This window comes from Thauera mechernichensis (assembly GCF_029588855.1).
Taxonomy (GTDB): domain Bacteria; phylum Pseudomonadota; class Gammaproteobacteria; order Burkholderiales; family Rhodocyclaceae; genus Thauera; species Thauera mechernichensis.
Window position 1 is genome coordinate 105,681 of sequence record NZ_JARQZE010000005.1, and the last position, 12,442, is coordinate 118,122.

At 67.5% G+C, this 12,442-nt stretch carries 8 protein-coding genes; 4 read left to right on the top strand and 4 right to left on the bottom strand.

The window, feature by feature from the left end; genetic code table 11:
• Positions 1-3: 3 nt before the first annotated feature.
• Positions 4-3,252 (bottom strand): error-prone DNA polymerase, encoded by a 3,249-nt coding sequence (locus P7F68_RS09235; protein ID WP_277832562.1) that lies wholly within the window; start codon positions 3,250-3,252, stop codon positions 4-6.
• 172 nt (positions 3,253-3,424) lie between these two features.
• On the opposite strand from P7F68_RS09235, the gene P7F68_RS09240 reads away from it, so the two are divergent.
• The 4 genes from P7F68_RS09240 to gltX all read left to right on the top strand — a co-directional run bounded on the left by P7F68_RS09240 (position 3,425) and on the right by gltX (position 7,958).
• Positions 3,425-4,417, top strand: a complete 993-nt coding sequence (locus tag P7F68_RS09240; protein ID WP_002927800.1) for an ABC transporter substrate-binding protein — start codon at positions 3,425-3,427, stop codon at positions 4,415-4,417.
• Positions 4,418-4,513: 96 nt separating this feature from the next.
• A complete protein-coding gene (locus tag P7F68_RS09245; protein ID WP_002927806.1) occupies positions 4,514-5,404 on the top strand; it encodes an ABC transporter permease in 891 nt (296 codons plus the stop codon).
• A 1-nt stretch (position 5,405) separates the two neighbouring features.
• Complete coding sequence (locus P7F68_RS09250; protein WP_270069763.1) at positions 5,406-6,200, top strand: ABC transporter ATP-binding protein; 795 nt, start codon at positions 5,406-5,408, stop codon at positions 6,198-6,200.
• Positions 6,201-6,545: 345 nt separating this feature from the next.
• Positions 6,546-7,958, top strand: a complete 1,413-nt coding sequence (gene gltX / locus P7F68_RS09255; protein WP_277832571.1) for a glutamate--tRNA ligase — start codon at positions 6,546-6,548, stop codon at positions 7,956-7,958.
• Between the two features lie 33 nt (positions 7,959-7,991).
• Here the strand turns inward: gltX and P7F68_RS09260 are convergent, their stop codons facing one another.
• The 3 genes from P7F68_RS09260 to P7F68_RS09270 form a co-directional block, all read right to left on the bottom strand.
• On the bottom strand, positions 7,992-8,906 hold the full coding sequence (locus P7F68_RS09260) for an HPP family protein (RefSeq protein ID WP_002927811.1): 915 nt from the start codon (positions 8,904-8,906) through the stop codon (positions 7,992-7,994).
• 79 nt (positions 8,907-8,985) lie between these two features.
• Positions 8,986-10,356: a type IV pili methyl-accepting chemotaxis transducer N-terminal domain-containing protein gene (locus P7F68_RS09265; RefSeq protein WP_002938617.1), complete on the bottom strand. Its 1,371-nt coding sequence runs from the start codon at positions 10,354-10,356 to the stop codon at positions 8,986-8,988.
• A 204-nt stretch (positions 10,357-10,560) separates the two neighbouring features.
• Complete coding sequence (locus P7F68_RS09270) at positions 10,561-12,288, bottom strand: nitrite reductase (protein ID WP_002938619.1); 1,728 nt, start codon at positions 12,286-12,288, stop codon at positions 10,561-10,563.
• Between the last annotated feature and the right edge of the window lie 154 nt (positions 12,289-12,442).

A 12,442-nucleotide genomic window follows, 5' to 3' on the forward strand; every position in this document is an offset into this window, starting at 1 on the left:
CACTCAATGAAAGTCGCGGCTGCGGGCTGCGAGCGTGCCGAGCAGGGCGGAGTGGTCCACCACCCGGCTTGCCACCAGGTGCACGACGCGTCCCTGGCGGCTGACCTGGCCGAACACGCCCATCAGCTGCGCGCCGAGCAGGATGCGGCGCTGCAACTCGAACAACTCGGGGCGTACGATGACGTTGGTGAGCCCGGTTTCGTCCTCCAGGGTGACGAACAGCGTCCCCTTGGCGGTGCCCGGACGCTGGCGGCAGGTGACCAGGCCCGCGCCGCGGGCCAGCATGCGGTCGGGCGCAGTTGCGATATCGGCGGCAGTGAGAAAGCGCAGCCGGGCGAGCTGCTTGCGAACGAAGGACAAGGGGTGGCGGCCGAGGGTGAAGCCCAGGCGCGCATAGTCGGCGAGCAGGTCTTCGGCTTCATCCGGGGCGGCGAGTTCGGCGGCTGCATCTCCGCCCGGAGCCGCGGCCAGCAGGCCGGGTAGCGGCGGCGCGCCACTCGCCTGCCACAGTGCCTGGCGGCGGTGGCCGGCGAGGCTGGCGAGCGCGCCGGCGCCCGCCAGCCTGCGCAGCGTGCCGCCGTCGAGCCCGGTGCGCAGCGCGAGGTCCTGCGTATCGGCAAAGCGGCGTTCGAGGCGTGCCGCCACGATGCGGGCGGCTGCATCCCGGCCCAGGCCGTGGATCATGCGCAGACCAAGGCGCACGGCGGCCTGCGCAGCGGCTGGAGCGGTGTCGGGTGTGTCCGCGCTGGCGGGTGGGACGGCTTCGAGCGTGCAGTCCCAGTCGCTGGTGCATACATCGGCCGCGCGCACCTCGACGCCGTGGCGGCGTGCGTCCTGGATGAGCTGCGAGGGCGAATAGAAACCCATCGGCTGGCTGTTGAGCAGGGCGGCCAGGAAGGCGGCGGGCTCGAAGCACTTCATCCACGCCGAGGCGTACACCAGCAGCGCGAAGCTGGCAGCGTGCGACTCGGGAAAGCCGTAGCTGCCGAAACCTTCGATCTGCTGACACAGGCGTTGGGCAAAGTCGGCGTCGTAGCCGTTCTTTGCCAGCCCGGCAAGGAGCTGTTCGCGGTAGCGCTCGAGTTCGCCCTTGCGCCGCCAGGCGCCCATCGCTCGGCGCAACTGGTCAGCCTCGCCGCCGGTGAAGCCGGCGGCCACCACCGCCAGCTGCATCACCTGTTCCTGGAAGATCGGCACCCCGAGCGTGCGCGCCAGTACGCCGCGGATCTCCGGGCGCAGCCCGTCCATGGGGTCCTCGCCGCGCGCGTCGCGTTCGCGCGCGTGCAGGTAGGGATGGACCATGCCGCCCTGGATCGGGCCGGGGCGCACGATGGCGACCTCCACCACCAGGTCGTAGAAGCGGCGTGGCCTCAAGCGCGGCAGCATGGTCATCTGCGCGCGCGACTCGACCTGGAACACGCCGATCGAGTCGGCGCGCGACAGCATCGCGTACACCGCGGGCTGCTCGCGCGGGATGCTCGCCAGCGTCAGTGCCTGCCCGCGCCAGGCCGACACCAGGGCCAGGCCGCGGCGCAGTGCGGACAGCATGCCGAGCGCGAGCACGTCGATCTTCATCAGGCCGACGGCGTCGAGGTCGTCCTTGTCCCACTGGATCACGGTGCGTTCTGGCATGGCGGCATTCTCGACCGGCACCAGTTCGTCGAGCCGGCCGCGGGCGATGACGAAACCGCCGACATGCTGCGACAGATGGCGCGGAAAGCCGATGAGTTCCTCGGTGAGTGCGACCAGGCGCCGGGTGACCGGGCTGGTGGGGTCGAAGCCCGCTTCCTGCAGGCGCTCGGGCAGGATGCGACGGCCGTCGAACCAGTGGTGCTCGCGCGTCAGGCGCTCGATCTGCGCCTCGTCCAGGTCGAGGGCACGGCCGACGTCGCGCAGGGCGCTGCGTGCCCGGTAGCTGATTACGGTGGCAGCCAGCGCTGCGCGTTCGCGGCCGTACTTGCGGTAGATGTACTGGATGACCTCCTCGCGGCGGTCGTGCTCGAAATCGACGTCGATGTCGGGTGGTTCGTTGCGCTCGCGCGAGATGAAGCGCTCGACCAGCATGATGCCCAATGTCGGATCGACCTCGGTGATGCCCAGTGCCCAGCACACCACCGAATTCGCCGCCGAGCCGCGGCCCTGGCACAGGATGCCCACGCTGCGGGCGAAGCGGACGATGTCATGCACGGTGAGGAAGTAGGGCTCGTAGCCGAGCTCGACGATGAGGGCGAGCTCGTACTCGATCTGCCGGCGCACCTGGGGTGGGGCAGGGTCATCGGCAGCGGCGGGTGGCAGCTCGCCCGCCGCGGGTTCGGCGACGGCGTGGCCAGCCTGTCCGCGGTAGCGCCAGCACAGCCCGCCTTCCACCAGCCGACGCAGCCAGCTCGCCGGAGTCTCGCCTGCGGGGACGAGTTCGGCCGGGTACGCGTAGCGCAGTTCGTCGAGGCTGAAGCTGCAGCGTGCGGCGACTGCGAGGGTCTCGGCGAGCAGAGCGGGGGGGTAGCGGCGGGCGAGGGTGTCGCGATCGTGCAGGCGCAGCTCCGCATTGGGGGCGAGTGCGAGTCCGGCCTCGGCGACGCTGCAGTGCAGGCGCAGCGCGGTCATCACGTCGGCCAGTGGACGGCGCGCGGCGTCGTGCATGAGTGCGGCGCTGGCGGCGACCGCGGACACACCGGTGGTGCGAGCGATGCGGCGCAGCAGGGTGATGCGGGCGCGGTCGCGGCCATCGAGCCGCACCGTCACCGTCAGCCAGCTGCGGCCGGGATAGCAGCGCGCCAGCCACGCGGCATCGGCCGCCAGCGCCGTGCTGGCAGCGTCAACGCCGGTGCGGGGCGGAAATGCCGCCGGCGCGACCAGCAGCGCCAGGCAGTCGGTCTGCAGCCCCTCGCGGCAGGCAGCCTCGACCATGTTGCGGGTGAGGTGGTAGCGCCCCTTGTCTGCTGCGCGCCGGGCCTGGGTGATGAGGCGAGACAGCTGGCCATAGCCGGCGCGCGTGGCGGCCAGCAGCACGATGCAGGGGCCGTCGGCAAGTTGAAGCTCGCTGCCGATGATCAGCTGCGGCCGTGCGTCGGCAGGCAGGGCTTGCAGCGCACGGTGGGCGCGTACCACGCCCGCGAGCGAGCATTCGTCGGTGAGGGCGATGGCGGTGTAGCCGAAGGCCGCCGCCTGCGCCACGAGCTCCTCGGGGTGCGAGGCGCCGCGCTGGAAGCTGAAATTGCTGAGGCAGTGGAGTTCGGCATGTTGCGGAGTCACATGCGAACTGTAAAAAAATACAGCTCCAGACGCAAGCGCGTGCCCTGCCCCCAGGGCGTCGTCCGCTGGCAGCCTCGTCTTAGCTGTCGCGGAAACCGGGCGGGCCCGGTACACTCACGCGCTTTGGCCGGCGCTGTCGCAGGCCGAGTCTGCAGATCATTTTCGGGCCGATATGGCCAGCAAGGAGTTTTCGATGCGCTTCGAGATGACCCGCGCCGCACTGTTCGGCGCCCTGGCACTGGCCTTTGCGCTGGGCACGCCAGCCCATGCGCAGCAGAAGTCGGTGGCCATCACCGCCATCGTCGAGCATCCGGCGCTTGACGCCGTGCGCGACGGCGTCAAGCAAGGCCTGGCCGAGGCGGGCTTCGAAGAGGGCAAGAACCTCAAGTGGCAGTACCAGAGCGCGCAGGGCAACACCGGCACGGCGGCGCAGATCGCGCGCAAGTTCATCGGTGACCGCGTCGACGTCATCGTCGCCATCGCCACGCCTTCGGCCCAGGCCGTGGCTGCGGCAACGCGCAACATCCCGCTGGTGTATTCCGCAGTGACCGACCCGGTCGCCGCCAAGCTGGTGCCGTCGCTGGCCGCATCGGGCACCAACGTCACGGGCGTGTCCGATGCGCTCGAGCTGGACAAGCAGATCGAGCTGATCAAGCGCGTGACGCCCGAGGCCAAGCGTGTCGGCATGGTCTTCAACCCGGGTGAGGCCAACTCGGTGGTGGTGCTCGAGCGCATGCGCGAACTGCTGCCCAAGTACGGCATGAGCCTGGTCGAGGCCGCCGCGCCGCGTTCGGTTGACGTCGGCTCTGCCGCGCGCAGCCTGATCGGCAAGGTCGATGTGTTCTACACCAGCACCGACAACAACGTGGTGTCGGCCTATGAGGCCCTGGTCAAGGTCGGCATGGATGCCGGCATCCCGCTGGTGGCTGCAGACACCGACAGCGTCAAGCGTGGCGCCGTCGCCGCCTATGGCATGGACTACAAGGCGCTCGGCGTGCAGACCGGCCACATGGTGGCGCGCATCCTCAAGGGCGAGAAGCCGGGCGACATCGCCTCGGAAACCAGCAACAGGCTCGACCTCCATGTGAGCCCGGCCGCCGCCCGTCGCCAGGGCATCACGCTGTCGGAGGCGCTCATCAAGGACGCCGCCCAGGTCGTCGAGTAAGCGGCTGCAAGCCCGGTACGCGACTGCCGCGGTGCAGTCGCCCCGGGTGTTCGCGGCGGGGTTTCCTCGTCGCCCATCCTCAAACGGTTATTTCCCATGTCGCTCTACACCTTGCTCGGGGCACTGGAGATCGGCCTGATCTTCAGCCTGGTCGCGCTGGGCGTGTACATTTCCTTCCGCCTGTTGCGCTTCCCCGACCTTACCGTCGATGGCAGCTTCCCGCTCGGCGGCGCCGTTGCCGCGACCATGATCGCAGCCGGCCAGGACCCCTTTACCGCCACCATTGCCGCCACGCTGGCAGGTGCCGCGGCTGGCATGATCACCGGCTGGCTCAATGTGCGCCTCAAGATCATGGATCTGCTCGCCAGCATCCTGATGATGATCGCGCTCTACTCGATCAACCTGCGCATCATGGGCAAGCCCAATGTGCCCTTGATCATGGAGCCGACGGTATTCAACCTGCTCCAGCCCGAGGCGCTGGTCGACTACGTGTTCCGCCCGCTGCTGCTGGTGCTGATCGTGATCGTCGTGAAGCTGGGGCTCGATGCCTATTTCTCCACCCAGACCGGGCTGGCCATCCGCGCCACCGGTTCCAACGCGCGCATGGCGCGCGCGCAGGGCGTCAACACCGGGCTGGCGGTGCTCGCCGGTATGGCGCTGTCGAACGCGCTCGTCGGCCTGGCCGGGGCGCTGTTCGCGCAGACCCAGGGCGGGGCTGACATCTCGATGGGCGTGGGCACCATCGTCATCGGCCTGGCGGCAGTGATCGTGGGCGAGAGCCTGCTGCCTTCGCGCAAGCTTTACCTGGCGACGATCGCGGTCATCGTCGGCGCCATCGTGTATCGCTTCTTCATCGCGGTCGCGCTCAACTCCGACTTCATCGGTTTGCAGGCGCAGGACCTCAACCTCGTCACCGCGTTGCTCGTCACCGTCGCGCTCGTGGTGCCCAGGCTGCGTGCCCACTGGTCCGGCAGGAAGGGAGGCTGACATGCTCAACGTTCAGGATCTGCGCCTGACCTTCAACCCCGGTACGCCGATCGAGACCCAGGCCCTGCGCGGCATGTCGCTCGAGATCCCGACCGGGCAGTTCGTCACCGTCATCGGCTCCAACGGCGCCGGCAAGTCGACCTTCCTCAATGCCGTCTCCGGCGAGCAGAAGGTCGACAGCGGCAGGATCGAGATCGACGGCATCGACATGACCCGTCAGCCGGTGTGGGCGCGCGCGCGCCACGTCGCCCGCGTGTTCCAGGACCCGCTCGCGGGCACCTGCGAGGACCTGACCATCGAGGAGAACATGGCGCTCGCCAGCATGCGCGGCGAGCGTCGCGGCTTCTCGTTTGCCGTCAAGCCGGCGCTGCGCGAGGAGTTTCGCGCTCAGCTGTCGACCCTCGGCCTCGGCCTGGAGAACCGCCTGTCCGATCGCATCGGCCTGCTCTCCGGCGGCCAGCGCCAGGCAGTGAGCCTGCTGATGGCGGCGCTGCGGCCGTCGCGACTGCTGCTGCTCGACGAGCATACCGCAGCGCTCGATCCGCGCACCGCGGCCTTCGTGCTCGAACTTACCGTGCGCATCGTCGCCGAGCACAAGCTCACCACGATGATGGTCACGCACTCCATGCGCCAGGCGCTCGACGTCGGCCAGCGCACGGTGATGCTGCATCAGGGCAGGGTAGTGCTCGACGTGGCGGGCGAGGAGCGCGAGGGCCTCGACGTGCATCACCTGCTGGCGATGTTCGAGAAGGTGCGCGGCGAGGAAATCGACGACGACAAGCTGTTGCTGAGCTGAACGCCTGCACGGATGCCGATGCCCGAAAGGCTCGCGACTTGCGTCGCGCCTACGGCACCCCGCGGCGCGGATCGCCCCCGCGTGGGAGCGGCGCGAGCCGCGAGGGGTTGAAGGCGACGGGGCCTGGGGCCAGCCGCGAACAGCTCGCGACTTGCGTCGCGCCTACAGCACCCCGCGGCGCGTATCGCCCCGCGTGGGAGCGGCGCGAGCCGCGAGGGGTTGAAGGCGACGGGGCCTGGGGCCGGCCGCGAACAGCTCGCGACTTGCGTTGCGCCTACGGCACCCCGCGGCGCGGCAATCGCTTAGAATCCGCGCTTCGCTCAAGCATCCAGTTTCCATTTCGCCATGTCCCAAGCCATTGCCTCCCGTCCTGTCCGCACCCGCTTCGCGCCCAGCCCGACCGGCTATCTGCACATCGGCGGCGCCCGCACCGCGCTGTTTTCCTGGGCCTTCGCCCGTCGCCATGGCGGAACCTTCGTCCTCCGCATCGAGGACACCGACGTTGCCCGCTCGACGCCGGAGGCGGTGCAGGCCATCCTCGACGGCATGGACTGGCTGGGCCTGGCGCATGACGAAGGCCCGTTCTATCAGATGCAGCGCATGGACCGGTACAAGGAGGTCATCGGCCAGATGCTGGCCGCCGGCACCGCCTACCACTGCTACATGTCGTCCGAGGAACTCGACGCTATCCGCGAGGCGCAGCGCGCCCGCGGCGAGAAGCCGCGCTATGACGGGCGCTGGCGCCCCGAGGCGGGCAAGGCCCTGGCGCAGCCGCCCGAAGGCGTGCAGCCGGTGGTGCGCTTCCGCAATCCGACCGATGGCGTGGTGGCGTGGGACGATCTCGTCAAGGGGCGCATCGAGATCGCCAACGCCGAGATGGACGACTTCATCATCGCGCGTGCCGACGGCACGCCGACCTACAACTTCTGCGTGGTGGTGGACGACTGGGACATGGGCATCACCCATGTCATCCGTGGCGACGACCATGTGAACAACACCCCGCGCCAGATCAACGTGCTGCGCGCGCTCGGCGCCGAGGTGCCGCTCTACGCCCACCTGTCGATGATCCTGGGCGACGATGGCACCAAGCTCTCCAAGCGCCACGGTGCGGTGAGCGTGATGCAGTATGACGAGGACGGCTACCTGCCCGAAGCCGTGATCAACTATCTGGCGCGCCTGGGCTGGAGCCATGGTGACGACGAGGTCTTCAGCCGTGCTCAGTTCGTTGAATGGTTCGATCTCGACCATATCACCCCCTCGGCGGCGCAGTTCAACACCGAGAAGCTGAACTGGCTCAACGCGCAGTACATCAAGAAGGCGGATGACGGCTTTCTCGCTGCCGAAGTTGCCAACCGCCTCGCTCGTCGCGGTGTCAATCCCGAAACCGGGGTGGCGCTCGAGGCCGTGGTGGCGCTGTACAAGGACCGTGTCGCCAATCTCAACGAACTGGCGGACTCGGCCGAGCTGTTCGTGGCCGATGTTCATCCCGCACCCGAGGTGATCGGGCAGCACCTGACCGATGCCGCGCGCGCTGCGCTGGTCAGCCTGCGTGCCCGCCTTGCCGGCACCGACTGGAACAAGGCTGCGCTGTCGCAGGCGATCAAGGACACGATGGCCGAGCATGGCCTGAAGATGCCGCAGGTGGCCATTCCGCTGCGGGTGGCCGTGCTGGGCGTGCCGCAGACGCCGTCGATCGATGCGGTGCTCGAAGTGCTTGGCCGCGAGCGCGTGCTGGCGCGCCTGGACCGCCATCTGTGACCGAGGCTTTCCGCGGCGGTTGAGCGTCGCGCTTCAGCGCTGCTGGCGGCGGGGGCGAAACTCGCTGCCGACCCAGCGCGCGAACTCGATTCTGGTGCAGCGGCCGGTACGATCCAGGCCGCGTCCGGCGACGACCCGATAGATGACGATGTCTTCGTCCGGGTTTGCCGAGCGGTGCTCGTCGATGATCTGGCGCACGGACCATTGTTGTCCCGGGCGGTCGTTGCAGTAGAAGTGACCGGCCTTCACCTGGGGCAGTCTGCTGTCGGCGCTGGATTGCGCGATTGCCAGCGCGCGGTGGACGACCTGGCGAAGTTCGTCCGTGCCGACGTCCAGCACGACATTGAGCTCGTCCATTGCCTTGCGTACATGTTCGTCGCCGGGCAGTGGGTAGCCGCCACCGCCACGCCCAGGGGGCAGCGGTGCGTAGTGGGTGAGGCTGGCCGGATAGCGCCGCCAGGGGAAGGGATAGTTGAAGAGGATGGCGGTTGCGCCGAGGATCAGGCAGTTCAGGCCGACCGGATAGAGGGCATAGGCAAAGCCGAGGTCGTGGATCGCCGGGCCGCCGACGACCGCAGCCAGTGCGGTCGCACCGCCGGGCGGATGTATGCAGCGTGCCAGGTGCATGACACCGATCGCGCCGCCCACCGCTGCCGCGCCGGCCAGCGTCGGGTCGGGGATGATGAGCTGGCTGAGCACGCCGACCAGTGCCGACAGCATGTTTCCGGCCAGCAGGGGCCAGGGCTGCGCGAACTGGCTGTGCGGCGCGGCGAACACGATCACCGCAGCAGCGCCGAGCGAGGGCACCACGAACACGGCCGCCTCGCTGCCCACCATGCCCTGCGTGAGCGCGACCACGATTGCGATTCCGAGCAGGCCTCCGAGACTTGCCACCCAGGGCTCGCCGCCATGCTGGCTGCTGTGTGGAATGCCTGCGAGCTCGTGCATGCGCTCGCGTATGGCGGTCAGTCTTCGTGTCGATGACATTGCTGCTTGGTGGTGTCGGTGATCGGTTTTTCGCCCGGTTCTACTTCGTCAGGCGTTCGTACAGCTTGACTGCCGTGTCCACGTAGCGCAGCAGGCGGTCGCCCTCGGCCAGCAGCAGGCGCGCGTGGCGGTTCCTGTTCATCCGCGAGGGGTCGGGCGCGAGCGCGGCGCTGAAACGCTCCCACTGCTGCGCGACCTCGTCGAGCTGGGCGATGAGTTCCGGCAGCCGGCGACTGCCTTGGCGCAATTCGTCGAGGTTGGCGTCGAACTCGACGATCGATGCGCTGATCTGGTCGTCGATCTCCTCCTGCGTGTCGACCAGTTCGCGGAACAGGAACAGCTTGCCGATGCGCTGCGACAGCATGCGGTTCCTTCCCGCAACGTTCACATAGCGTGCGTCGGGCGTGCCGGCGCACTGCGCAGCCACGCTGGTGAGGTGGTCCGCGACGTTGAGCACTGCTTCGCTGAGGCGGAACAGCTTCAAGCGGTCCTGGGCGGTGGCTGCAGTCGATAACAGGGCTTGGCGATAGGCCGGCCAGGTGCTCAGGACAGCCGCCAGAGGTTCCTCCAACGCCGCTTCCAGTGGCAGTTTGCGCAGACGAGCCAGGGTGCGTTCGAACTCGCCGTCGAACTGGCGCAGGCGGATCCGGGCATCAGCGGGTGCGATCTCCCACACCAGCCGGGCCGAGGCGATGGCCAGCTGCTGCGAAAGGAAGCGAAGGCGACCGCAGAGGTTGATCAGCGCCCCGGGCGGGAGACCGTTACGCATGTCCGTGGCCGTGCGCCGTGTCTTGCGCGCAAAGCTCAGGCGATGGCCGGCGTCACCGAGCCCGGTATCGAGCAAGGCCGCATGCTGGATGTGGAAATTGCGCTTGTCGACCACGAGCACCCCCTGGTCGATCAACTGGCGCAGGCTGCGCGAGAAGGCCTCTGGCGTGAGTCCCACCTGAGATGCGATCACCTTCTTGGTGGCATTCAGCGTGACGGTGCTTTCTCCTGCCAGCCTGCCTGGCTCGCCGGCTTGCTCGAGAAGGTAGTCGAGGATGCGCTGGGCGCCAGTGGTGCTGCGATGATGCCCCCGGCTGTCGGTTTCCGTCGCCGACAGGCGACGCGCGAGCGCTTCGATGATCGATGCGCTCAAGGCCGGTTCGGCGCTGATCATCGGCCGCAGCACGCGCATGTCGATCGCAACGAGAATGCAGCGGCTGCTGCTTTCGCACGAGGAGCGGTAGTGCGTTGCGCTGAAGGTCTCACCGAGGTTGAGCAACTGAGGGCCCTGGACGACTTCGATGGCCCGCCGGCCACCATCCTCGAGTGGCTGGAAGCGCACCACGCTGCCGCTGCACAACAGCCAGGCGTCGCGCACGGGCTCGCCGCTGCGATACAGGCTTGCGTGGCTGGAGAGTTCCACGAGGCGCCCTGCGCGCTCGAGTTCTTCGAGGCGTTGGGGTGACAGTCCAAAAAAGATGGCACAGCGGGACAGGAAGTCCCGTTGTGCCCAAGTACCGCGTCGTAACCGTGTGTTCAAGTGATTCAGGCCTTTTGTCCGTTGTCCGACCGGCGGTGCCGGCACCAGAGGCCGGTCGGACATCGTGCCCTCCGGGTAGCCTCGATATTAATAGACGTCGTGCTGGGTGTTATAGACGTTGAACTTGCCGGTGGGCGTGATCAGGCGCGGGTCGCGGATCACGGCCTTGAGCTTGCGCGTCCTGTCATCGACCACGACGATGGCCGATTCCTGGTCCGCACCATTCCACACCGAGAACCAGACCTCGTCGCCCGCCTTGTTGTACTCGGGCTGCACGACGCGCTTGGGGCCGGCCTTGATGCCCGACCAGTCGCCGATCGGGATCAGCTCGTAGCCCTTGTCGATGTTGTCGATGTCCCATACCGCAACCGCCTGGCTGATCTTCTCGTCGGGGTTGAGCGTGGTGTCTACCCACAGATTCTTGGAGGTGGGGTGCGTCTTCAGGAACAGTGAGCCGCCGCCCAGGCCCTTGAGCGTGCGCACGACCTTCCAGGCGTTGTCCGGGTGCTTTTCGGGGTCGGTGCCGATCAACGAGATGGTTTCATCGCCGAGGTGGCCGGTCGCCCACACCGGGCCGTACTTGGGATCGAGGAAGTTGGCACCGCGGCCCGGGTGCGGCACCTTGCCCACGTCCACCAGTTTCTCGAGCTTGCCTTCCTTGGTGTCGATGACGGCGATCTTGTCCGAGGCGTTGGCCGCGTCCATGAAGTAGCGATGCGAGGACTCGAAGCCGCCGTCATGGAGGAAGGGCGCGGCCTCGATCATCTTGATGCTCAGGTTCTCGAGGTCGCGATAGTCCACCGAGTACACCATGCCGGTTTCCTTCACATTGACGAAGAACTCCGGGTTGAAGTGCGAGGAGATGATGGCGGCCACGCGCGGTTCGGGGTGGTAGTCCTGGGTGCCGACCACCATGCCGCGGGTCGACACGATCTTGCGCGGCTGCAGGGTGTCGCCGTCCATGATCACGAACTGGGGCGGCCAGTAGGTCCCGGCGATGGCGTACTTGTCCTCCCAGCCCTTGGCCTTGGAGCTCTCGACCGAGCGTGCCTCGAGGCCGACCTTGATCTCGGCGACGGTCTCGGGCTTCTCCATCCACAGGTCGATCAGGTTGATCTTGGCGTCGCGGCCGATCACGAACAGGTAGCGGCCCGACGCCGACATGCGCGAGATATGCACCGCGTATCCGGTCTCGATGATGCTGACGATCTGCTTGCTGTCGCCGTCGATGAGGGCGATCTTGCCGTCATCGCGCAGCGTCACCGAGAACAGGTTCTCGAGCTTGAGGTCGTTCATCTTCTTCGTGGGGCGCTTCTCCACCGGGATCACGACCTTCCACGAGGCTTCCATTTCCTTGAGGCCGAACTCGGGCGGGGCGGGCGGCGTCTGCTGGATGTAGCGTGCCATCAGGTCGACTTCGTCGTCGGTGAGCACGCCCGAGGTGCCCCAGTTGGGCATGCCGCCCGGCGAGCCGTACTTGATGAAGACCTTCAGGTAGTCGAGTCCCTTCTCGAGGGTAAGGTCAGGCGTCAGCGCCTTGCCGGTGGCACCCTTGCGCAGCACGCCGTGGCAGCCGGCGCAGCGTTCGAAGAAGATGCGGCTGGCTTTGTCGAACTCGGGCTCCGACATGCGCGGTGCGAGCGGGTTGATGTCATGGTGCATCGGCACCTCTGCCAAGGGCGAGCCTGCAGCCTGATATTCCTTCATTGCTGCGTCACTATGGCCGGCCGGAGCCTCGGCGAAGGCCGCCTGGCAGGCCAGAGCCAGGGCCGAGATTGCAATGGCGCGAAGATGCTTGGAACTTCCTACGATCATGATGTGCTCACCCCTGTGAAAGTTGCTTCGGTGGCGCACTCTTGCAGGCTGAAAGTTCCCTGCTTTGATCGACATCAATATTTTCGGACCCCTAGTGCTGGCGCGGTTTCTATCGATTTGCGTGCTTGATGATCATCAAGCACGCAAATCGCGG